This is a genomic window from Tabrizicola flagellatus, from assembly GCF_008271465.1.
Taxonomy (GTDB): domain Bacteria; phylum Pseudomonadota; class Alphaproteobacteria; order Rhodobacterales; family Rhodobacteraceae; genus Tabrizicola; species Tabrizicola flagellata.
In genome coordinates this window covers 411,165-431,996 of record NZ_VMDU01000001.1, presented here as the reverse complement: position 1 = coordinate 431,996, position 20,832 = coordinate 411,165, and the positions used below count along the sequence as shown (strand labels likewise).

19 protein-coding genes are annotated in these 20,832 nt (G+C 68.9%); 9 read left to right on the top strand and 10 right to left on the bottom strand.

Annotated features, from left to right (window positions below):
* Nucleotides 1–233: 233 nt before the first annotated feature.
* From FL625_RS02100 to FL625_RS02090, 3 genes are read left to right on the top strand one after another with little or no spacing between them, the layout of a single operon-like run.
* Entirely contained in the window at nucleotides 234–950 is a 717-nt protein-coding gene (locus FL625_RS02100; RefSeq protein ID WP_149586967.1) for an ABC transporter ATP-binding protein, read from the top strand.
* Nucleotides 944–3,310, top strand: a complete 2,367-nt coding sequence (locus FL625_RS02095; protein WP_200833853.1) for an ABC transporter permease — start codon at nucleotides 944–946, stop codon at nucleotides 3,308–3,310. Before FL625_RS02100 ends, FL625_RS02095 begins: the two co-directional genes overlap by 7 nt.
* A 3-nt stretch (nucleotides 3,311–3,313) precedes the next feature.
* Nucleotides 3,314–4,501 (top strand): efflux RND transporter periplasmic adaptor subunit, encoded by a 1,188-nt coding sequence (locus FL625_RS02090; RefSeq protein WP_149586966.1) that lies wholly within the window; start codon nucleotides 3,314–3,316, stop codon nucleotides 4,499–4,501.
* Nucleotides 4,502–4,571: 70 nt separating this feature from the next.
* Here the strand turns inward: FL625_RS02090 and FL625_RS02085 are convergent, their stop codons facing one another.
* Nucleotides 4,572–6,290 (bottom strand): cation:proton antiporter, encoded by a 1,719-nt coding sequence (locus FL625_RS02085; protein WP_200833852.1) that lies wholly within the window; start codon nucleotides 6,288–6,290, stop codon nucleotides 4,572–4,574.
* Complete coding sequence (locus tag FL625_RS02080; protein WP_235019279.1) at nucleotides 6,281–6,568, bottom strand: helix-turn-helix domain-containing protein; 288 nt, start codon at nucleotides 6,566–6,568, stop codon at nucleotides 6,281–6,283. Before FL625_RS02080 ends, FL625_RS02085 begins: the two co-directional genes overlap by 10 nt.
* A gap of 107 nt (nucleotides 6,569–6,675) precedes the next feature.
* Between FL625_RS02080 and FL625_RS02075 the strand changes: the two genes are divergently transcribed.
* Nucleotides 6,676–7,512, top strand: a complete 837-nt coding sequence (locus FL625_RS02075; protein ID WP_149586965.1) for a universal stress protein — start codon at nucleotides 6,676–6,678, stop codon at nucleotides 7,510–7,512.
* Between the two features lie 9 nt (nucleotides 7,513–7,521).
* Here FL625_RS02075 and FL625_RS02070 read toward each other — a convergent pair whose 3' ends face one another.
* Complete coding sequence (locus tag FL625_RS02070) at nucleotides 7,522–7,860, bottom strand: TfoX/Sxy family protein (protein WP_149586964.1); 339 nt, start codon at nucleotides 7,858–7,860, stop codon at nucleotides 7,522–7,524.
* Between the two features lie 80 nt (nucleotides 7,861–7,940).
* Complete coding sequence (locus FL625_RS18465; RefSeq protein WP_268815753.1) at nucleotides 7,941–8,072, bottom strand: hypothetical protein; 132 nt, start codon at nucleotides 8,070–8,072, stop codon at nucleotides 7,941–7,943.
* 208 nt (nucleotides 8,073–8,280) lie between these two features.
* Between FL625_RS18465 and FL625_RS02065 the strand changes: the two genes are divergently transcribed.
* The 5 genes from FL625_RS02065 (at nucleotide 8,281) to FL625_RS02045 (ending at nucleotide 16,805) form a co-directional block, all read left to right on the top strand.
* Complete coding sequence (locus FL625_RS02065) at nucleotides 8,281–9,447, top strand: M20 aminoacylase family protein (protein ID WP_149586963.1); 1,167 nt, start codon at nucleotides 8,281–8,283, stop codon at nucleotides 9,445–9,447.
* Nucleotides 9,444–9,803 (top strand): DUF1304 domain-containing protein, encoded by a 360-nt coding sequence (locus FL625_RS02060; protein ID WP_149586962.1) that lies wholly within the window; start codon nucleotides 9,444–9,446, stop codon nucleotides 9,801–9,803. Before FL625_RS02065 ends, FL625_RS02060 begins: the two co-directional genes overlap by 4 nt.
* An 86-nt stretch (nucleotides 9,804–9,889) precedes the next feature.
* Nucleotides 9,890–11,557, top strand: coding sequence for a DUF1800 domain-containing protein (locus tag FL625_RS02055; RefSeq protein WP_149586961.1), 1,668 nt, complete (start codon nucleotides 9,890–9,892; stop codon nucleotides 11,555–11,557).
* 8 nt (nucleotides 11,558–11,565) lie between these two features.
* A complete protein-coding gene (locus FL625_RS02050) occupies nucleotides 11,566–12,720 on the top strand; it encodes a DUF1501 domain-containing protein (RefSeq protein ID WP_149586960.1) in 1,155 nt (384 codons plus the stop codon).
* 101 nt (nucleotides 12,721–12,821) lie between these two features.
* Nucleotides 12,822–16,805: a PAS domain-containing protein gene (locus tag FL625_RS02045; protein ID WP_160147712.1), complete on the top strand. Its 3,984-nt coding sequence runs from the start codon at nucleotides 12,822–12,824 to the stop codon at nucleotides 16,803–16,805.
* 12 nt (nucleotides 16,806–16,817) lie between these two features.
* Here the strand turns inward: FL625_RS02045 and rsmA are convergent, their stop codons facing one another.
* The 6 genes from rsmA to FL625_RS18190 form a co-directional block, all read right to left on the bottom strand.
* Nucleotides 16,818–17,660, bottom strand: a complete 843-nt coding sequence (rsmA, locus tag FL625_RS02040) for a 16S rRNA (adenine(1518)-N(6)/adenine(1519)-N(6))-dimethyltransferase RsmA (RefSeq protein ID WP_149586958.1) — start codon at nucleotides 17,658–17,660, stop codon at nucleotides 16,818–16,820.
* A gap of 60 nt (nucleotides 17,661–17,720) precedes the next feature.
* Nucleotides 17,721–18,407, bottom strand: a complete 687-nt coding sequence (locus FL625_RS02035; RefSeq protein WP_149586957.1) for a M48 family metallopeptidase — start codon at nucleotides 18,405–18,407, stop codon at nucleotides 17,721–17,723.
* 13 nt (nucleotides 18,408–18,420) lie between these two features.
* On the bottom strand, nucleotides 18,421–19,035 hold the full coding sequence (locus FL625_RS02030; protein WP_149586956.1) for a DedA family protein: 615 nt from the start codon (nucleotides 19,033–19,035) through the stop codon (nucleotides 18,421–18,423).
* Nucleotides 19,032–19,385, bottom strand: coding sequence for a hypothetical protein (locus FL625_RS02025; protein ID WP_149586955.1), 354 nt, complete (start codon nucleotides 19,383–19,385; stop codon nucleotides 19,032–19,034). Before FL625_RS02025 ends, FL625_RS02030 begins: the two co-directional genes overlap by 4 nt.
* Nucleotides 19,382–20,563, bottom strand: a complete 1,182-nt coding sequence (locus FL625_RS02020; RefSeq protein WP_149586954.1) for a vWA domain-containing protein — start codon at nucleotides 20,561–20,563, stop codon at nucleotides 19,382–19,384. The genes FL625_RS02025 and FL625_RS02020 overlap by 4 nt, the downstream gene beginning before the upstream one ends.
* Nucleotides 20,564–20,655: 92 nt before the next feature.
* Complete coding sequence (locus FL625_RS18190) at nucleotides 20,656–20,826, bottom strand: hypothetical protein (RefSeq protein ID WP_200833851.1); 171 nt, start codon at nucleotides 20,824–20,826, stop codon at nucleotides 20,656–20,658.
* Nucleotides 20,827–20,832: the final 6 nt, after the last annotated feature.

Below are 20,832 nucleotides of genomic sequence, written 5' to 3'. Positions count from 1 at the left end.
GTTCTGCGCGCAACCTGAATCGCTGGCGCAGGGGCCCGGTCGTGGTCAGGCTCCGAAAGGACTGGCTCGACGGGTGGTCGAGCCGACCCGCCTGCGATCTGCCTTGGCGGCGGCCTATGCCGCGCGATGCGAAGGACAGGGCACGACGGTCCGGTTCCGGCCCGGTTGATCTTGGTCATTGTCCTGTTCCGCGCTGGCGTTACTCTGTTCCGGTCAATGCCGGAAGGGGCACCATGGACCGTTTCCCCGATGCCGTCCTGCTTACCCGGGGCCTGACCAAGGTCTACCGTTCCGGCGAGCAGACGGTGAACGCGCTGCGTGGCATCGACTTCCGGGCGCGGCGCGGCGAGTTCGTCGTGATCCTCGGGCCATCCGGGTCCGGGAAATCGACCTTCCTCAACATCATCGGCGGACTCGACACCGCAACGGCGGGCGAGGTCTGGTTCGAAGACCACCAGCTGACCGCCCTAAGCGAACGCGCGCTCACCCGGTATCGCCGCGACCATGTGGGCTTCGTGTTCCAGTTCTACAACCTGGTGCCCAGCCTGACCGCACGCGAGAACGTGCAACTTGTCACCGAGATCGCCCGCCGGCCGATGCCCGTGGACGAGGCGCTGGACCTCGTGGGCCTGGCTGACCGGGCCGACCATTTCCCGGCACAACTGTCCGGCGGCGAGCAGCAGCGGGTCGCCATCGCGCGTGCCATCGCCAAGACCCCCGAGCTGCTGCTCTGCGACGAGCCGACCGGCGCGCTGGACAGTGCGACCGGCATCAGGGTGCTGGAGGCCCTGACCCGGGTGAACCGGACCGTGGGGGCGACCACCCTTGTCATCACCCACAACGCCGCGATCCGCGACATTGCCGACCGCGTGATCCGTTTTGCCGACGGGCGGATCGTGGAAGAAACCGTCAACGCGGTGAAGAAGGCACCCTCGGAGGTCGCATGGTGATCTCGCCGCTGCGCCGCAAGGTCCTGCGCGATCTGCGCCGGCTCTGGGCCCAGGTTCTTGCCATCGCTCTGGTGCTGGCCGCGGGCGTCGCGACGCTGATCCTCGGCAACGGTGCCTATGCCTCGCTGCACGAGACGCGGGCGCGGTATTACGAGGAGAACCGTTTCGCCGATGTCTTTGCCGACCTCGTGCGCGCGCCCCTCGCCCTGATGGGCGAGATCGAGGCGATCGAAGGGGTGCTTGCCGCCGAGGCGCGGATCGTCAAGCTGGGGCTTCTGGACCTGGACACGATGACCGAGCCGGGCTCGGTGCTCTTCGTCTCGCTTCCGGGCGGCAACGGGGCCGGGTTGAACCGGCTCTACCTGCGGCAGGGCCGGTTGCCCGATCCGCAATCCGCGCAGGAAATCGTGGTCTCGGAAGGGTTTGCTGCGGCGCACCGGCTGGGCCCTGGAAGTCGGCTTCCGGTCCTGATGAACGGCAAGCGGCGCGAGCTGCTGATCACCGGCGTGGCGCTCTCGCCCGAGTTCATCTACGCGCTCGCCCCCGGCCAGATGATGCCGGACCCGCGCCGCTTCGGCATCGTCTGGGCCCCGCGCGCCAGCCTCGAGGCCGCCTTCGACCTGGCGGGTGCGTTTTCCAACGTGGTGCTGAAGCTTGCGCCCGGAACCGATGCGGACCGGGTGATCGAGGCGCTGGACCGGCTGACCGCGCGCTACGGCGGCATCGGCGCGACGGCACGGGCGGATCAGGTCTCGCACGCGTTTCTGGATGCCGAGCTGAAGCAGCTCTCCGCCATGGTCAAGGTGCTGCCGCCAATCTTCCTTCTGGTCGCGGCGATGCTGGTGAACATGACGCTGTCGCGGCTGATCGTGCTGGAACGCGAACAGATCGGGCTGCTCAAGGCCATCGGCTATCCGTCGCGCGCGGTGGCGCAGCATTATGTCGAGTTCGTGCTGATGATCGCCGGGGTCGGCATCCTGATCGGCTTTGCCGCAGGGGCATGGCTTGGGGCTGGGCTAGCGCAGATGTATGCGCGGTTCTTCTCGTTTCCCTACCTTGTCTTCGCCCGGGATCCGCAACTTTACGGTCTTGCCGCCGTCATCACACTGACGGCGGCCCTTGGGGGCGCGCTGTATGCGGTGCGATCGGTCGTGACCCTGCCACCCGCCGTCGCCATGGCGCCCCCGGCCCCTGTCGCCTACCGGCAGCGCATGGGGTGGCTGCGTGGGGTCCTTGCCCTGCGCCAGACCGGGGTGATGGTGGCCCGTCACCTGTTGCGCTGGCCCTTCCGCACCCTGTCGTCGATGCTGGGCGTCGCGATGGCCGTGGCGATCCTCGTGGCGTCGCTCTGGTCGTTCGGCTCGATCAACCACATGATCGACATCACCTTCTTCCGCTCCGAACGCCACGACGCGCAGATCGTGTTCGGGTCCCCCGAGCCGATCGGCGCCGTCCATGCCGCGCGCGCGCTGCCCGGCGTCATGGTGGCCGAGCCGTTCCGGTCGGTCAGCGCCCGGATCAGCCACCGCAACATGTCGAAGAAGCTGGGGATTATCGGCCGCCCTGCCGAACCGCAGCTTTCCCGCGTGCTCGCCCCCGACCTGCGTCCCATGGCGATGCCCGAGGCGGGCATCCTGTTGTCCGAGGCGCTCGCCTCGGCCCTTCAGGTCAGGACCGGAGACCGCGTGACCGTCGAGGTCCTGGAAGGCGCGCGTCCGACGGTCACGCTGCCGGTCAGCGGGATCTCGCTGGGCTATGTCGGCCTTGGCGCCGCGATGGAGATCGGGGCCCTGAACCGGTTGATGGGTGAAGGCGCGATGGTGTCGGGTGTCAGCCTGCAACTCGACCGGTCGCTGGACACGGAATTCTACGGCGCCGCCAAGGCGGCGCCCAAGACCGACCTGGTCAGCGTGACGACCCTGATGCTGGCGCGGTTCCGCGACACGCTGGCCGAGAACATCACCGTCATGGTCACGGTCTATGTCGTCCTTGCGGGCATCATCGCGGTCGGCGTCGTCTACAATTTCTCTCGCATCGCCCTGTCGGAACAGGGGCGCGAACTCGCTAGCCTGCGCGTCCTTGGATTCACCAACCGCGAGGTCTCGGGCGTCCTCTTCGGCGAGCTCGGCATCGTCGTCCTGCTGGCGCAGCCCCTGGGCTGGATCATCGGCTACGGCATCGCGGTGGCCATGGTCGCGGCCTTTTCCTCCGACCTCTACCGCGTGCCGCTTGTGGTGGGGCGCGAGGTTTTCGCGACCGCCAGCCTGATCGTCTGCCTCGCCGCCCTGGTCTCGGCCATCGCCATCCGGGGCCGGATCAACAATCTCGACATGATCGAAGTCCTCAAGACACGGGAGTGACCCATGCGCCGCCTTGTCCCCGTCCTTGCCGCCGTCGCCGGCATCGCCCTCGTGATCTGGGCCTTCCTGCCGCGCCCGGTTGCGGTGGAACTGGCGACGGTCGAGCCGCGCGTGCTGGAGGTGACGATCGAGGAACAGGGCGAGGCGCGGATCCGCGAGGTATTCACCATTTCGGCGACGACCTCCGGCAGGCTGGAACGGATCAACCTGCACGCGGGCGATCAGGTGACGAAGGGCGAGACGGTCGTCGCCTCCATCGGCCCGGCCGCCCCGGTCCTTCTGGACAGCCGCTCGCGCGCCGTTGCCGAAGCCACCGCCGCTGCGGCGCAGGCTGCCGTGGACCTGGCCCGCGCCCAGCTCGAACAGGCCGAGGCAACGCTGGACTTCAGGACCACCGAGGCCAACCGCATGATCGCGCTGCTTCAGCGCGGGGCGGTGTCGCAGCGGGCGCATGACACGGCTCTTCTCGAACAGAAGACGGCAAGGGCGGCGGTTTCCAGCGCGCTTGCCAATCTTGCGGTGCGTGAAAAGGAACTGGAAAGCGCGCTGGCGGTGCTGCGGGCGGACCGCAACGGCGACGAGGCCCGCTGCTGCGTCGAGATCGTCGCCCCGGTCTCGGGCCGGGTGCTGCGGGTGCTGACCGAAAGCGCGCAGGTGGTCCAGGCCGGCATGCCGCTGATGGAGATCGGCGACCCCGGCAATCTGGAGATCGTGGTGGACCTCCTGTCCCGCGACGTGGTGCGGGTGCGGGAAGGCGCCGATGCGACCGTCACCGGCTGGGGCGGGCCAGAGATCCCCGCTCGCGTGGAACGGATCGAGCCTTCGGCCGTCACCCGGACCTCGGCGCTTGGGATCGACGAACAGCGGGTCAAGGTGATCCTCGGCCTGGCGGGCTCGCCTGCCGACTGGCAGGGGCTGGGCCACGGCTTCCGGGTGATTGCCCGCATTGCGCTCTGGCGGGCGGAGGATGTGCTGACGATCCCGGTGGGGGCGCTGTTCCGGGATGGGTCGGACTGGGCGACCTATGTGGTGCGCGACGGCCGCGCCCGGATACAGCGCCTTGCGCTGGGGGAAAGGAACGAGGCCCTCGCACAGGTTCTGGACGGGCTTCAGGCCGGGGACCGGGTGATCCTGCACCCCGGAGACACGATTGCCGACGGCGTGTCGGTGGTAGCTGACGCGGCGCCCTAGATCGATGCAGGGCGGCTCCAGCCTCCCCCCGCAAGTGCAGGCGCCGCCGGGCCTCGGCCGACCGGTGGCGTCATGCGGTCTCTCGACCTTCCGAAGCGATCTCGGGAAACTCGGTCCGTTCTTCCTCGGCCGCGCCGCACAGCAGCGCCACCGCACGGTCTGCCGCGTCCTGGAACGGCTCCAGAACCAGATCGGCGCCCGCACTGGCCAGAACCGCCGCATCGGCCGCCCCATGGGCCGCAGCGGCAATGCGACCGGTGAAACCTGCGGCGCCCGCCAGCTGGATCAGGGTGCGGCGCATGTCCTCGTGGCTGAGCCCGGTCGGGTGGATGGGCACGGTGGATACCAGCCAGTCCAGCCCCCGCAAGGGCAGGCCGGCGACGAACTCGGGGTCGCCCGCATCGCCGAATTCGGCCTCCAGCCCCAGTTCACGCCAGCGCCGCACCGCCTGCGGGTTGAAGTCCACCCCAAGAACCCGGATGCCCCGCCTCTTCAGCCGCAGCCCGATCGCGGTGCCAAAGCGTCCGAGCCCGAACAGGATCACATCGTAGCCGCCCGTGTCGTGTGCCCCGGCCTCGGACGGCTCGCGCGGGGTGCCCTTGCGCTCGAAGACGCCCAGCACGGGCTCGACCAGTGCATAAAGCTGGTGCGACCAGGTTATCATGTAGGTCGAGGCGGCGATGGTCACCAGACCGACCATGGTCACCAGCCCCAGCGCGTCCTCGGAGACATGGCCGAGCGACACGCCCATGGCGACGAAGATCAGCGAGAATTCGCTGATCTGCGCCACCGTCAGCCCTGCCAGGAACCCGGTGCGCTTGCGGTAGCCCATCGCCCCCATGATTGCCAGAACGATCAACGGGTTGCCGATCAGCACGAACAGCGAGAAGACCATGGCGCCGACGAGGTGGGCCCCCAGAAGCGACAGGTCCAGCGTCGCACCCAGTGCGATGAAGAAGAACAGGAGCAGGAAATCCCGCAGCGGAGCCAGGCGCGCCGCGATCGTCTCGCGGTAGGGGGTCGAGGCCAGCGCCACCCCGGCCATCAGCCCGCCGACCTCCTTGCCAAGACCGACAGCATCGCCGATCGCGGCGAACATCGCCGCCAGCGCGATGGCGAAGATCACCAGCAGCTCGGGCGCGCGGGCAAGCCGCTCGGTCAGGGGATCGGCCGCATGGCGCACGAACAGCACCACCGCCGCGATCAGCGCGAGGCCCGAAGCCAGCACCGTCAGCACTGACCCGCCCGCCTGCCCGCCATGGCCCGGGGCGCCGATGCCGATGGCCGACAGGACGATCATCGCCAGCACCACCACCAGGTCCTGCACGATCAGGAAGCCCAGCGCGATCTGGCCGTGCAGGGCGTCGATCTCGCGCTTGTCGGACAACAGCTTGACGATGATGATGGTCGAGGAGAACGTCAGCGCCACCGCGACATACAGGCTGGTGACAGGGTCGAGCCCCAGCGCGAGCCCGATGATATAGCCGAAGACCGCGGTAAAACCGACCTGACCCAGCCCGGTCAGCACCGAGACCACGCCCAGCGACCGGATCAGCTTCACATCCAGCTTGATGCCGACCAGGAACAGCAGCACCGCGATCCCAAGCTCGGACAAGAGGGCGATCTGCGCATCCGACCGCACCAGATCCAGCGCAGACGGTCCGGCGATCAGTCCCACCGCGATGAAGCTGACGATCAGCGGCTGCCGTGCCAGCGTGCCGATCAGCCCGACACCGGCCGCCATCACCAGCAGCAGCGCAACCTCGGCAAAGGGAGTCGTCAGCGGCATCCCGTCGCCCCGGGACCGGACGCCGCGCCCGTGCCGCTCCCGTGCCGTCGCGGCGCGGTCTCATGGGCCCGCAGGAAATCCTCCAGGTCGGCATCCGCAATCCGCCAGCCCTTGCCGACGTCGATCGCGCGCAGGTGGCCGTTCCGGATCCAGTGCCGGACCGTCGCCTCGGCGACCTTGAGGCGGTCGGCGATGTCCTTCACGGTCTGATACTGATCCTTGGGCATCGTGCAGCGCCGGTGTTGATGGTTTGGTGAAGAATAGCGAAGAATGGTCATGTTCGTTTGACCTCAATCAAACGATCTCCCGTCAGGACATGATCCTGTTGCCTCATGACCCGGGGAACCCGGAGTGCCTGCCCGACGCCGCAAAAGGAGACGCCGCCATGCCGGACCGTACCGCCTACATTCCCCTGAATACCTACCCCGAGCCGGCCTCGGATGCCGCGATCCTTGCCGCCGTCGATCTGGCGGCCAGCCTCTGCCACGGCATGCAGGTCGCGACCTTCGCGGTGGACATCCCGCCCGTCGCCTCGCCCATCGGGGGCTTTCTTGTCAACGTCGATGGCATGGCGCGTGCCGCCGAGGACCGCAGCCGGGCGGAATGCGACCGGCTGCGCGCCCTGATCTCGGCGCGCCCGGGTGGAGCCGACAGGATCCGGTTCGTCCAGCACCGGCCGCTCCTCGGCGGTGCACTTGGCATGGCCACTGCGGCGGCGCGCTATTTCGATCTGGCGCTGGTGCCGTGGTCGCCCGACACGCAGGCCGCGCAGGACATGGCCGAGGCGTTGGTCTTCGGCTCGGGTGTCCCGGTCATCCTCGTGCCGCCCTCCGCCCGGGGGGATCGCGTCGATCACATCGCCATCGCCTGGGACGAAAGCCGGGTGGCTGCCCGCGCGCTTGGCGATGCGCTGCGGCTGCTGCCAGAGGGCGGGCGGGTGACGGTGCTGACGGTGCAGGACGAGAAGGCGCTCAGCGGGACCGGCATCGCCGACCGTCTCGCCGCCTCGCTGACCGAGCGCGGCTACCAGGCGGGCGCGGCAAGTCTGGCGCTGGAGGGCAGGGGGATCGCCGCGGCGCTGCAGGATGCGGCACTGGCCGCGGGCGCGCAGATGCTGGCGATGGGCGGTTTCGGCCATTCCCGTCTGCGCGAGTTCGTGCTTGGCGGGGCGACGAAGGGGGTCATGTCCGACCTGCGCCTGCCGGTGCTCCTCGCGCATTGAGGCGGTCGGTCAGCCGCGCTCGACTACGCCCAGGAAACTGAGCATCTGCTCGACATCCGCGCGCAGCTTGGCGTCCGACCGATTGAACCCTGCGCAGAGCGCATCAAAGCGTTTGCGCAGGGCCTTTTTCTCATTGCCCTTGCAGTCGTTCCAGGGCCGGCCCTGCAACCCCATAACCAGCACATAGTAGCCGATGAAATGCGGCCGCGTGCCGCTGTCCAGCAGCCGGCGATAGGCCGCGTCGGCGCCCAGTTCGCGCAGCTGCTCGGCCGTGGTGATGCCGGCACGGGCAAAGGCCGCCTCCGAGGCGGGGCCGAGGTTCGGGATGGAAGAGACGGGGGCGGACATCGCGGGACGCAGGACGAGAACAAACCACGCACAACGTCGCGGCTGGCCCGGGGTTTGTCAAGCCGCGATCCGGGGCAGGCTCAGATCGACGCCCAGTCGCGGAAGATCGGCTGCCCGGCCTGCTGGGTGGATCCGCCAGCCTGCTGGCCCTGCTGCTGCGGGCTGGGGCTCGCGGCGCAGCCTTGCTGCGGCTGGGTCGGGGTCTTGGCCATCTGACTGCTCCGTTCTCAGGCTCTTTCTCCCATATTGCGCGGGTCTCGGGCCGCAACAAGCCGGGTTCATGACGTTTTTGCGACGCTTTGTCGGAAATGTGCGGCATTCGCAACAGGTCTTCGATCACATTCCGGTTTTCCCCACCTATCCGGCGGGGCTTGCCGTTTCCGGGCAACGGGTTCACCCTGCCCGAGAAGGAGACCATACATGCCCGTCAAGAACCGTTTCGCCGAACTTCTGCCCGAAATCACCGCCTGGCGCCGTGACTTCCACGCTCATCCCGAGCTTCTGTTCGACGTCCACCGCACCGCCGCCAAGGTGGCCGAGCTCTGCCGGTCCTTCGGCTGCGACGAGGTGGTGGAAGGCATCGGCCGCACCGGCGTCGTCGCCGTGATCCGTGGGCGCACCGACACGAAGGGCCGCGTCGTGGGCCTGCGCGCCGACATGGACGCGCTGCCGATCACCGAACAGACCGGGGTGCCCTATGCCTCGACCGTGCCCGGCAAGATGCATGCCTGCGGCCATGACGGGCATACCGCGATGCTGCTGGGCGCGACGAAATATCTCGCCGAGACGCGGAATTTCGATGGCACCGTGGTCTGCATCTTCCAGCCCGCCGAAGAGGGCGGCGGCGGCGGGCGCGAGATGGTCAAGGACGGGATGCTCGACCGCTGGAAGGTGCAGGAGGTTTACGGGATGCACAACATGCCCGGCATCCCCGTCGGCCATTTCGCCATCCGACCCGGCGCGATGATGGCCGCGGCCGACCAGTTCGAGATCGTGGTCACGGGCAAGGGCGGCCATGCCGCCAAGCCGCACGACTGCGTCGACACGACCGTGGTCAGCGCGCATATCATCGTGGCGCTCCAGACCATCGCCAGCCGCAACGTGGACCCGCTGAAACAGGTCGTCGTCTCCGTCTGCACGGTGGAAACCGACTCCACCGCGCACAACGTCATTCCCCAGGTCGTGAAGATGAAGGGCACGGTCCGCACCATGGACCCCAAGGTGCAGGACCAGGTCGAAGCGCGCATCGCCCAGATCGTCGAGGGCACCGCTCTCGCGCTCGGCGCCCGGGCCGAGGTCCATTACCAGCGCGGCTATCCGGTCACGATCAACACGCCCGAGAACACCGCCTTCGCCGCCGAGGTGGCGCGGAAGGTCTCGGGCCATGTCGATACCGACACCGCGCCGCTGATGGGGGCCGAGGATTTCAGCTTCATGCTGAACGAACGCCCCGGCGCCTACATCTTCCTCGGCAATGGCGATACCGCGATGGTCCACCATCCGGCCTACAACTTCGACGATGCCGCCATCCCCTTCGGCTCCTCCTGGTATGCCGAGATGGCCGAGACCCGGATGCCCGCCGCATGATCGCAACCGCCCTCGTCGCCCTGGTGGCCGTGATCCATCTCGCCATCATGGCGATGGAGATGGTCCTGTGGGAGACGAGGCCGGTCCGCGCCCTGTTCGGCATCTCGCCCGATTTTGCCGCCAACACCCGGGCGATGGCGGCGAACCAGGGGCTCTACAACGGCTTTCTCGCCGCCGGTCTGCTGCTGGCGCTCTGGCGCGGCCTGCCGGGACCGGGGGCCGAGCTGGCGAATTTCATCCTCGCCTGCGTCATCGTCGCGGGGCTTTACGGTGCGGCCACCGCCTCGCGGCGCATCCTCTTCGTCCAGGCCGTGCCGGCGCTCCTGGCCCTCCTCGCGGTCCTGACCGGGATCTAGGCGGCAAGGTTCCGCTGGCCGCGCCCCGGGGGCGATAGCGGAATCGGGGCGCCTCGTGGCAGGCTCGTTCCGCGGAGGGCACGCCCATGCTGACACGGCGCATGTTCCATACCCGGCTCGTCGCGGCCCTGGCCGCCGGCACGCTGCCCTTTGCCACGGGGGCGCGGGCCGCGGCACCTGCCACCGACGACCTATGGCTGAATCGTCTGACATTCGGCGCCTCGCCCGCCGCGCGGGCCGAGATCGCCGAACTCGGGCGCGAGGCCTGGCTGGAGCAGCAACTGACCCTGCGCCCCGAGGACGACACCGCCCTGGCCGACCGGCTGGCCAGGGCGCGTCTCCGAATTGCCTATGACGCCGGCGAGGACGACATCGGACGCTGGGAGGCGCGGGACGAGCTGCGCCCGCTTTCCTTCCTGTCCGCCGAACCCGAGGCGATCGTGCCGCTTCTGGAATGGCAGCCCGGCCGCGCGATGGAATATTCCGAACGCATGCGCCCCGCGCAGGAGGTCATCGCCGCCGCGCTGATCCGCGCCGTCCATGCCGAGGCGCAACTGCGCGAGATGGTCACCCAGTTCTGGCACGACCATTTCAACGTGAATTCCGAGAAGGACCATACGACTGCTGCCCCCTTCGCGCTTTACGACCGCAGCCTGCGCGCCCATGCGCTGGGGAACTTCCGCAGCCTTCTGGGCGAAGTAGCGGCGGCCCCGGCCATGCTCTACTACCTCAACAACGCCGACAGCCGCGCCTCGCCCGCCAACGAGAATTTCGCGCGCGAGCTTCTGGAACTCCACACGCTCGGCGCCGGCAACTACCTGAACGACCGCTTCTCCGACTGGCGCGAGGTGCCCGGCGCGACCGAGGGGCTGGCGGCGGGCTATCTCGACCTCGATGTTTACGAGGTGGCACGCGCCTTCACCGGCTGGTCGGTCGGCGACGGGCGCTGGCTGGCCGAGGGCGAGGAGGCCCCGCGCACCGGACGGCTGCATTATGTCGCGCGCTGGCACGACCCCTATCAGAAGCGCGTGCTCGGGCGCGAGTTCCCGCCCAATCGCGGCCCGCTCGCCGATGGCGAGGAGGTGCTCGACATCCTCGCCCGCCACCCCGGCACCGCGCGCTTCGTCTGCGAGAAGCTGGCCCGCCGCTTTCTCTCCGACGATCCGCCCGCCGGCCTTGTGCAGCGGATGGCCGAAACCTTCCTCGCCCAGACCGAGGCGCCCGATCAGATCGCCCGGGTGATCCGCGTCCTGGTCCTGTCGCCGGAGTTCGCCGCTCCGCCATCCAAGTTGCGTCGGCCCTTCGAGTTTCTTGCGGCCATCTACCGTGCAACAGACGCCGAAGTGACAGCCAGTGAAAACGGTTTTCATTGGCAGCTTGGTCGGGCCGGATGGCGTCAGCACAGTTATGGCCCGCCGACCGGACATCCCGACCGGATCGGGGCGTGGACTGGCGCCAGCACGCTCAACCGCATGGTCGATCTGGCGATTTCGGGCTTCGAGGACTGGTTCGGAGCTGCCGCCGCCGACCTTGCGCGACCCGTCGGCGATGCGGCGACGGTCGGAGACTTCGCTGCGCAGCATGCCGATACGCTGGCGCCGGGGCAGGGGGAGGGCATCGCCGCCGACCTTGCGCGCGCCTTCGGGATCGACCCTTCCGCGCCGCTCGACGCGATTTCGCCCGAGGATCGCCGGGGCCTCGGCCAGTCGGCCGTGGCCTTCGCTGCGCTGACCCCCGAATTCCTCTTGCGATAGGTGCGCCCATGGCCCGCGATCCGATCCTGGTGGTGGTCTTCCTGCGCGGCGGGGCGGACGGGCTGGCGCTGGTCTCGCCAGCCTCGGACCCGGATTTCATCGCCGCCCGCCCCGAGGACCTGCGCGTCCTGCGCAAGGGCGACGGCGCGGGGCGGACCATCGCGCAGGACATCGCCGATGTGGATTTCCGCTTCCACCCGGCGGCCGCGGCCCTTGCCGACCTCTACGACGCAGGCGATCTGTCGCTGATCCATGCCGCCGGGCTTCCCGAGGCCACCCGCAGCCATTTCGACGCCGAGGCGCGGATCGAGCGCGGCATATTCGGCGCAGAGGCCTCGCTCAACGATGCCTCCGGCTGGCTCGGCCGCTGGCTGCGCGCCGTGGCACCGGGCGGCCCGATGCCGGCGCTGGCGGTCGGGGCGGTGCGCCCGGCCAGCCTGATCGGTGTGGATGCCGCGGTGGCCGAGACGCTGGCCGATCTGGTGCTGGCGCAGGGGCACTGGCTGTCCGACCTCCTCCAGCGGCGGCTCGCGACGGGTTTCGGCGCGCATGGCGCCCTGCAACGGCCGATTGCCGATCTGATCGGGCTGTCCGATCTGGTGCGGGGCAGGTTCTGGTCCACCGAGGATCAGGCGCTGCGGACCTATGCCGCAAGTGTCGAATACCCCGAGGGCAATCCCCTGTCCGGCCCGCTGATGACCGTGGCGCGGACGATCAAGGAGGATCTGGGCCTGCGCATCGCCACGGTGGATTTCCCCGGCTGGGACACGCATGTGAACCAGGCCGCCGATTTCCCCGCCCAGGTCGGCGCCCTGTCGCAGGCGCTCATGGCCTTCTGGCGCGATCTGGGGCCGTGGCAGCAGGATGTCTCGGTCGTGGTGATGAGCGAGTTCGGCCGCCGAATGGTCTCGAATTCCAGCGGGGGCACCGATCACGGGCGGGGCAACGTGATGCTGGTGCTTGGCCCGCAGGCGAAGGGCGGGCGGATGATCGGGCGCTGGCCGGGCCTGGCCAACGCGGATCTGGACGAAGGCGCCGATCTTGCAGTGGTGACGGATTACCGGGACGTGCTGTCCGAGCTGCTGACCGGACACCTGCGCCTTGCCGATCCGGGTCTCGTCTTTCCCGGCCATGCGCTGACCCCGCTCGGTCTCTGGGGCTGACATGGCCTCTGGTCGAGCAGGCTTGCGGGGCCTCAACTTCTGGCGGATAGTCGACGGGCTGGGATTGAGGACGCATGCACCATTCTGGGCAGCCTGAGGCCGTGACCGCCGAACCCGCGCGGCTGGAATTCCGCGCGGTCGAGCTGATGAACCGGCTGCTCGACGTCAGTGCCGACACCATGGACCGCGAGATCGACGCGGTGCTGGCCGAGATCGGCGCAGCCTTCGGCTTCGACCGCACCTTCCTGTTCCGCCATGACGATCGCAGCGGTTACAGCAACACCCACGAATGGGTTGCAGACGGTGTGCCGGCGCTGAAACCCTTCCTGCAGGGAAAGCCGGCCGACTGGAACCCGGACTGGCACCGCCAGTTCGTCGCCGGCCGCACCGTGATGGTGAGCGACCGCGACCAGTTGCCGGAAGGCTCGGCCGAGAGGGACTTCCTGATCGGCATCGGGGTGCGATCCACGCTCATGGTGCCCATGATGGACGGCTCGCGCCTTATCGGGGTAATCGGCTTCGACAGCGCCGAGCCAGACCGCGCGATGACCCGGGACGCGGTGTTGCTGCTGCGCTCGATCAGCCGGGCGGTATCCTCGGTTCTGATGCGCAGCGAAGCGGCTCGGGCCGAGGTCAACAGCCGCATCCACCTTGCCGCCACCCTGAACGCGCTGCCTGATCTGGTGATCGAGTTCGCCCCCAGCGGCGAGATTGTCGCCTGCCACAGCGACAAGCTGCCCTGGCTGTCCAGCCTCGTCCGTGCCGGCATTGGCTGCCCGGTGCACGAGATCCTGCCCGAGCCCCTGGCGAAGGTGCTGAAATCCGAGATTTTCCAGCCCCTGCCTGAGGACAGCGTCGTGACCCGCCGGGTGGGAATGACAACTCTGGTCACCCCGCACCGATACGAGGTCTCGATCGTGCGGATGCAAAGCGCCAGCAGCGACGGGCGGCCGGGCAACCTGCTGGCTGTGATCCGCGACATCTCGGCGGCCGACCGCTCCAGCGAGATGCTGTCGTTCCGCGAGGGCCAGTTCACCGCCTTCTTCGAGATGAGCCCGCATGCGATCCTGGTCAACGATTTCGACACCGCGCTGGTTCTGGACGGAAACCGCGCCTTCCGCGAGATCTTCGGGCTGGATCCGCAGGCCGGCGGTGATGTCGATGTGCGACGGATCCTGCCGCAGGAAAGTGCCTGGGTTATCGAACAGTCGGTGGCCTCGCTCAAGGCGACCAGCAGCTACGGTCCAGTCGAAGCACGGTTCCGCCGCGCCGATGGAACGGCCTTCCCTGCCATCGTACGCTGCTTTCTCAGCGTCGATCCAGACGGGCGGCGGCTGGTCTGGTCGCTGATCGAGGACGTGACCGAGGTGCGCGCAAAGGAGGCCGCGCTGCAGGCCGAAAGTCAGGCCCTTGCCGCGACGAAGGCGCGGCTCCTCGCTGCGATCGAGGCGCTCGACGACGGCTTTGCCATCTTCGATGCGGATGACCGGCTGGTCCTGTGGAACACGCCCTATGTCCGGGTGTTCAGCCGCATCGCCGACCTGATCTGCGAAGGCGCGCTGTATGACGACCTGCTGCGCGCTGCCATCGAGCGCGGCGTCTTCGGCGCGCCGGGCGAGCGCGACGACGAGAATCTCCAGCGACGTCTGAACCGGCCGCTGACCGAGGTCTGGGACAACGAGGATGCCTTCGCCGACGGCCGTCTGATCTGGGTGCGCGAGCGCGCGACGCCTGCGCGCGAGACGGTGGGGCTCTACGAGGACGTGACCGCGCGCCGCCTGTCCGACCGGCGCCTGCAGCAGGTGGTCGATGGCGGCGAGATCGCGGTCTGGGACTGGGACGCGGGGCAGGGCTTCAGCGCCATCAACGACCGCTGGGGCGCGATGCTGGGGCTGGACCAGACCGTGGGTCTCGACGCCCTCATCGAACTGATCCATCCCGAGGACCGTCAGGCCGTGGTGACGGTGCAGCGGCAGGTCTTCCTGGAGGGGCACGACGACTTTTCCCTGCGCTGCCGGATGCGGCACGCGAACGGAGGCTGGCTCTGGCTGCTGACGCGGGGCCATGTCGCGCTTCGCTGGGCCGATGGCAGCCCGCGCCGGATCTCGGGGATCACGCTGGATGTCTCGACCCAGGCCGAGGCCGAACTGAAGCTCAGCCAGGTGATCGACGGCACCCAGGTCGGCACCTGGGAACACGATCTGCGCACCGGCGTCACCCTGGTCAGCGACCGCTGGGCCGAGATCCTCGGCTATGAGGCGGTGGAGCTGAACCCGCTGCCGCTGGAAGGCTGGCTCGGCATGCTGCACCCCGATGATGCCAGGGATCTCATCGCCCACGAGCGGGACAGTTTCGATGCGGGCCAGTGGCAGGTCGAGCACGAGGTGCGCCTGCGGCACCGCTTCGGGCACTGGGTCTGGGTGCTGACCCGGACGCAGGTGTCCGAATGGGACGACGAGGGCCGGCCGGTCCGCACCAGCGGCATCAACCTCGACATCTCGCCGGCCAAGGCGCTGGAGGCGGCGCTGGCCCGCGAACGCGACACCCTGGCGCGCGTGATGGAGGCCTCGGTTTCGGGCATCGTGGTGGTGGACGGAACGGGCTGCGTGCTCTTCACCAATGCTGCTGCGGCCCGGGTCCTGGGGCGCACGGTCAATGCCGGAGACAGCCTGCTTGCGCTGCTCGACTCCGCCTCGGTCTGCGGCCTGGCGGGCGAACCTCTCGACCGTGCCGATCTTCCCGTGGTGCGCGCGCTGGCCGGACAGCCGGGCATGCACGAGCTGCGTCATCGCCTGATCTGGCCTTCGGGCGAAACCCGTTGCGTAGCGGTCACCTCGGCCCGGCTCTCCGCGGCGGATACCGATCTGGCCGTGGTCTGCACATTCACCGACATCACCGACGAGATGGAGGCCGAGGCCCGCCTGCGCGCCGCGATGACCGCCGCCGAAACCGCGAACCGCGCCAAGTCCGATTTCCTGGCCGCGATGAGCCACGAGATCCGCACGCCCCTGAACGGCGTGCTCGGCATGGCGGCGGTGCTGGCCGGCCGGCTGACCGATCCGACCGAACAGGCCATGGTCCGGGTCATCAGCGATTCCGGCGAGCATCTTCTGGGTGTCATCAACGACATTCTCGACCTCGCCAAGATCGAGGCGGGGCGCATGGTGCTGGACCCGCGGCCGATCCGACTGGCCGAGGTGCTGTTCCGTGTCACCGCCCTGCACCAGGTCGCCGCCGACGAAAGAGGTATCCGGCTCCAGGCGCGCTGCATCGGGGGATCGGCCGAGGAGATCCGGCTCGGCGACGAGAAGCGGCTGATCCAGATCCTGCACAACCTGATCGGCAATGCGCTGAAGTTCACTGACCGGGGCGAGGTCAGGGTCGAGATCGACTGCGCGGATCGCGACGCGATCGTCATCCGGGTCAGCGACACCGGAATCGGCATGTCGCAGGCCGAGATCGCCAGGGCCTTCGATGAATTCTCGCAGGGCATGGGTGGATCGCGTCGCAGCCATGTCGGAACCGGTCTCGGCCTGCCCATCGTGCGGCGGCTGGCGCGGCTGATGGGCGGGGACGTGGCACTGACCTCGGTTCAGGGGCAGGGCGTGACGGCCCGCGTCTGGCTGAAGGTCCCGGTCCTCGACCGCGCCGCAGAGCGCAGCGACGACAACGGCTCGCTGCGCCTTCCCGGAATCCGGGTGCTGGCGGCCGAGGACAATGCCACCAATCGCATCATCCTTCACAGCATGCTGCAGGCGCTGGGGGTGGAGGCCGTGATCGTGGAACACGGCTCCGAGGCGCTCGAACGCTTCCGGGGCGAGGATTTCGATGCCGTGCTGCTCGATATCGCGATGCCTGTCATGGATGGGATAGAGACCCTGCATGCGCTGAACGATCTTGCGCGCGCGCTTGGAAAACCCCTGCCACGCGCGGTTGCGGTGACGGCGAACGTGATGACTCATCAGGTCGAGGATTACCTCGGCCGCGGGTTCTCTGCAGTCGTTGCCAAGCCGATCCGGCTGGAAATGCTGGGCGCGGCGCTGGATCTCGGCCTTGCGGGGGGGGCGGCGCCGGGATCCGGCTAGGCCAATGGCCGCTCAATCCTCGGCCACCGCCCGCGCCAGGGCGCAGAATCCCTCAAGCCCGATTTCCTCGGCCCGAGCGGTCGGCGGGATGCCAACGCTGTCCAGAAGCGTCCCGATCTCGGGGTGCAGGCCTTTCAGGCTGGCGCGCAGCATCTTGCGGCGCTGGTTGAAGGCCATGGCGGTGATCCGTTGCAGCACCCCGAAATCGCAAGGGTATAGCGGCTGGGGCAGGGCGGTCAGCTGCACGACGGCGGAATGGACCTTGGGCGCGGGGGTAAAGGCCTCGGGCGGCAGGGTCATCACGATCCGCGCCTCGCAGCGATACTGGGCCAGAAGCGCCAGCCGCCCGTAATGCTCGGTCCGGGGCCTTGCGACGATGCGCTCGGCCACCTCCTTCTGGAACATCAGCGTCAGGCTGGACCACAGGGGCGGCCAGGTCTCGGGCGTCAGCCAGCGGATCAGGAGTTCCGTGCCCACGTTGTAGGGCAGGTTGGCGACGATCTTGACCGGGGGCGTCAGGTGTTGCGCCAGGTCCAGTTCCAGCGCGTCGCCATGCAGCACCGTCAGCCGCCCCGGACAGGCCGCCGCGATCTCGGCCAGGGCGGGCAGGGCGCGGGCGTCCTTCTCCACCGCCACCACGTGCCGTGCGCCCTCGGCCAGAAGCCCCCGCGTCAGGCCGCCGGGGCCGGGGCCGACCTCCAGCACGTCGCAGCCCGTCAGGTCGCCCGCCGCCCGCGCGATCTTGGCGGTCAGGTTCAGGTCCAGCAGGAAATTCTGCCCCAACTGCTTCTTCGCCACCAGGTCATGCGCCCGGATCACCTCGCGCAACGGCGGCAGCCCGTCGATCGTTCCCAAATCCAGCCCCCCGCAGCGGTCGCCCCGCCGTCCTACAGCCTGGGCCGGGCTTTGCCAATGTTACCCGAGCCAGCGCGCCTCGTTCGCCTCGATGGCGGCGATGCGCTCCTCGGTCCTGGGGTGGCTGAGGAGCCAGGCCGGGATGCCCTCGGCCCGGTTCTGCGTCAGCGCCTCGAGCTTGCGGAACAGGCTTTTCTGCGGCCCGGTGCCGATGCCCGACTTGATCAGAAGCGCACTGGCCCAGGCATCCGCCTCGAACTCGTCACGCCGCGACAGCCGCGCCATCAGTGCGGTCGAGATCAGGTTGGCGATCCATATGCCGATGAAGGGCAGGAAGCGGTTCAGAATCGCCGACAGCATCACGAAGACCGCGTTCTGCCCGGTGAAGTCGATCATCCGTCGCCGCATGTGGCCCTGCGCCACATGGCCCATCTCGTGCGCGATGACCGAGGCCAGTTCCTCGGGCGTCACCTCGCCCCGCGCCTTGCGGTTCAGGAACCCGCGCGTGAGGTAGATCCTCCCGTCCGGCGAGGCCAGGCCATTCACCGCGTCCACCTCGAAGACGTTGACCTCGATCCCGGGGATGCCCAGCGCCGCGGCCATCCGGTCGGCAAGCCGCGTTATCGAGGGGTCGGTCAGCGGCCGCGAGTTCTCTTCCAGCATCTTCCGCGTGCGCCAGACCGAAAAGCGCATCATCAGAAGCGCGTAGCCGACGACCAGGACCAGGGGGAGGAGGAGCTTGCTCATCGCCGCAATATAGTCAGCCGTTCCGGTCGCGCAAAGCCGCCTGTCCTGTGGCGGACCCGAAGAGCCAGTAGCCCAGCGCCACGACCGCGCCCGCGCCGCCGATCATGCCCAGCGCCGAGCCGATCGCCTGGTTCGCCGCTGCTATGTTTCCGGCGAAACCATAGCCCGTGCCGACGTAAAGGCCCGCCCAGACCGCCTCGCCCGCTACCCCCGCGAGGGAGAAGCGCATCCAGCCATAGCGCGCGGTGCCGGCGACCAGGTTGACGTAAGGCCCCAGAGGGCTGAGCAGCCATCGCGTCAGGAACACCGCGACCAGCCCCCTGCGGTCCATCATCGCATCGGCCCTGGCCAGCAGCCGGTCGCGCGCCGGATCTGCGCGCAGCCGCGACAGGACCGCCGCCCCGAGGCCCCGGCCTGCCCAATAGCCCAGCTGATCCCCCGCGATCCCCCCCGCCGCCGCCGCCGCGAAGGCCTGCCACAGCACCAGGTCGCCCGCCGCCGCGAAGCCCCCCGCCGTCAGCATCAGGATCGAGGCCGGAATCGGCAGCGCGAGGCAGGACAGGAAGGTCGTCGCCGCCAGCAGCCACAGCCCGTATTGTGGCACCAGGCCCAGCAGCCAGTCGGTCATTCCGTCGCCTCTTGCGCCTTCAGCCGGGCAATGGCCGCCTCGACCTCGGCGATCACCTCGGTCACCGGCACGCCGCGCGCCTTGGCGATCTCGGCCAGGGGCTGCGGGTGCCCCTTGACCTCGGGCGGGGGCAGGCCGGCCTCGGCGTCCAGCGCGCGCGGGTCCAGGCCCCAGGACCGCGCGACATAGCCCACGGTCATCCAGCCCTGCACCGGCACCTCGCGATGGGTGGCCCAATAGACGGTGAAAACCGTCAGTCGCCCGGCGAAGAACAGCGTCACCGCGCAGGCCATAAGGAAGGCCGAGCCCAGCACCGGCCGCGCGCGCCACAGGTCCAGAAACCGTTTCATCGCAACTCCCTGATCCCGCGCGCCAGCCCGTCCAGCGTCATCGGCACCATCCGTCCCTCGAAGATCTCTCGGATCAGTGCGGTGGACCGTGTATGGCCCCAGGCCCGCTCCTCGACCGGGTTGATCCACAGGTGATGCGGCCACTGTGCGCGCAGCCGGCGCAGCCAGACCTCGCCCGCCTCGCGGTTCCAGTGTTCATTCGCGCCGCCGGGATGGGTGATCTCGTAGGGCGACATGGCCGCGTCGCCGACGAGGATCAGCCGCCAGTCCGCGCCATAGGTGCGGATCACCTCCCAGGTCGGGGTCTGGTGGTCCCAGCGGCGGCGGTTGTCGCGCCAGAGCCCTTCATAGACGCAGTTGTGGAAGTAGAAGACCTCCAGATGCCGGAACTCGGCCTTCGCGGCGGTGAACAGCTCCTCCATCACCCGAACATGGGGGTCCATCGACCCGCCGATGTCGAGGAACAGGAGCACCTTCACCGCGTTCCGTCGTTCCGGCCGGGTCTGCACGTCCAGCCAGCCCTGTGCCGCCGTTGCGCGGATCGTGCCGTCGAGGTCCAGCTCCTCGGCCGCCCCCTCGCGCGCCCAGCGGCGCAGACGACGCAGGGCGAGCTTCATCGTGCGGGTGCCGATCTCGGCGTCGCCGTCGAGGTTGCGGAACTCGCGCCGGTCCCAGACCTTGACCGCGCGGCGGTGCCGGCTTTCCTCCTGCCCGATGCGCACGCCTTCGGGGTTGTAGCCCCAGGCGCCGAAGGGCGAGGTCCCGGCGGTGCCGATCCATTTCGAGCCGCCCTGGTGCCGGCCCTTCTGTTCGGCCAGACGCTGGCGCAGCGTCTCCATAAGCTTGTCGAACCCGCCCAGCGCCTTGATCGCCGCCCGTTCCTCGGCGCTCATATGCCGCTCGGCCAGCTTCTCCAGCCAGTCCGGCGGCAGGTCCAGCGCCGCCAGGACCTGTTCGGCCGTCACCGCCTCGAGCCCCGCGAAGGCGCGGGCGAAGGCCCGATCGAAACGGTCGATGTGGCGTTCGTCCTTGACCAGGGTCAGCCGGGCCAGGTGGTAGAAGCCCTCGGGGTCGTAGATCACCAGCCCCGCCGCCATGGCCTCGAGAAAGGACAGGAACTCGCGCAGCGAGACCGGCACCGCCTCTTCCCTGAGGGTCTGGAAGAACGGGAGGAACACCGCTCAGCCCCCGGTGCCTGCCAGGTCATCCGGCCGGGCCCTTTCCGGGCGCCTCGGTATTGGCCTTCGGACTGCCGCACCCCGCGCCGGCATCAGACCCGCAACATCCGGTCGAGGTAGATGGTCAGGAACAGGCCGATGATCGCGAAGATCAGCCCGTGGACGAAAGCGTATTGCAGGATGTCCGCCGGCTTTCCGCCCCGCGCCCTGGCCCGAAGACCGCCGCCGATTGCGCCAACAAGGAATCCGCCGATCACGAACATGCCGCC

Coding starts and splice junctions, on each gene's coding strand:
- FL625_RS02100 (WP_149586967.1), top strand. CDS start 234: ATGGACCGTTTCCCCGATGCCGTCCTGCTTACCCGGGGCCTGACCAAG.
- FL625_RS02095 (WP_200833853.1), top strand. CDS start 944: ATGGTGATCTCGCCGCTGCGCCGCAAGGTCCTGCGCGATCTGCGCCGG.
- FL625_RS02090 (WP_149586966.1), top strand. CDS start 3,314: ATGCGCCGCCTTGTCCCCGTCCTTGCCGCCGTCGCCGGCATCGCCCTC.
- FL625_RS02085 (WP_200833852.1), bottom strand. CDS start 6,290: ATGCCGCTGACGACTCCCTTTGCCGAGGTTGCGCTGCTGCTGGTGATG.
- FL625_RS02080 (WP_235019279.1), bottom strand. CDS start 6,568: ATGACCATTCTTCGCTATTCTTCACCAAACCATCAACACCGGCGCTGC.
- FL625_RS02075 (WP_149586965.1), top strand. CDS start 6,676: ATGCCGGACCGTACCGCCTACATTCCCCTGAATACCTACCCCGAGCCG.
- FL625_RS02070 (WP_149586964.1), bottom strand. CDS start 7,860: ATGTCCGCCCCCGTCTCTTCCATCCCGAACCTCGGCCCCGCCTCGGAG.
- FL625_RS18465 (WP_268815753.1), bottom strand. CDS start 8,072: ATGGCCAAGACCCCGACCCAGCCGCAGCAAGGCTGCGCCGCGAGCCCC.
- FL625_RS02065 (WP_149586963.1), top strand. CDS start 8,281: ATGCCCGTCAAGAACCGTTTCGCCGAACTTCTGCCCGAAATCACCGCC.
- FL625_RS02060 (WP_149586962.1), top strand. CDS start 9,444: ATGATCGCAACCGCCCTCGTCGCCCTGGTGGCCGTGATCCATCTCGCC.
- FL625_RS02055 (WP_149586961.1), top strand. CDS start 9,890: ATGCTGACACGGCGCATGTTCCATACCCGGCTCGTCGCGGCCCTGGCC.
- FL625_RS02050 (WP_149586960.1), top strand. CDS start 11,566: ATGGCCCGCGATCCGATCCTGGTGGTGGTCTTCCTGCGCGGCGGGGCG.
- FL625_RS02035 (WP_149586957.1), bottom strand. CDS start 18,407: ATGAGCAAGCTCCTCCTCCCCCTGGTCCTGGTCGTCGGCTACGCGCTT.
- FL625_RS02030 (WP_149586956.1), bottom strand. CDS start 19,035: ATGACCGACTGGCTGCTGGGCCTGGTGCCACAATACGGGCTGTGGCTG.
- FL625_RS02025 (WP_149586955.1), bottom strand. CDS start 19,385: ATGAAACGGTTTCTGGACCTGTGGCGCGCGCGGCCGGTGCTGGGCTCG.
- FL625_RS18190 (WP_200833851.1), bottom strand. CDS start 20,826: ATGTTCGTGATCGGCGGATTCCTTGTTGGCGCAATCGGCGGCGGTCTT.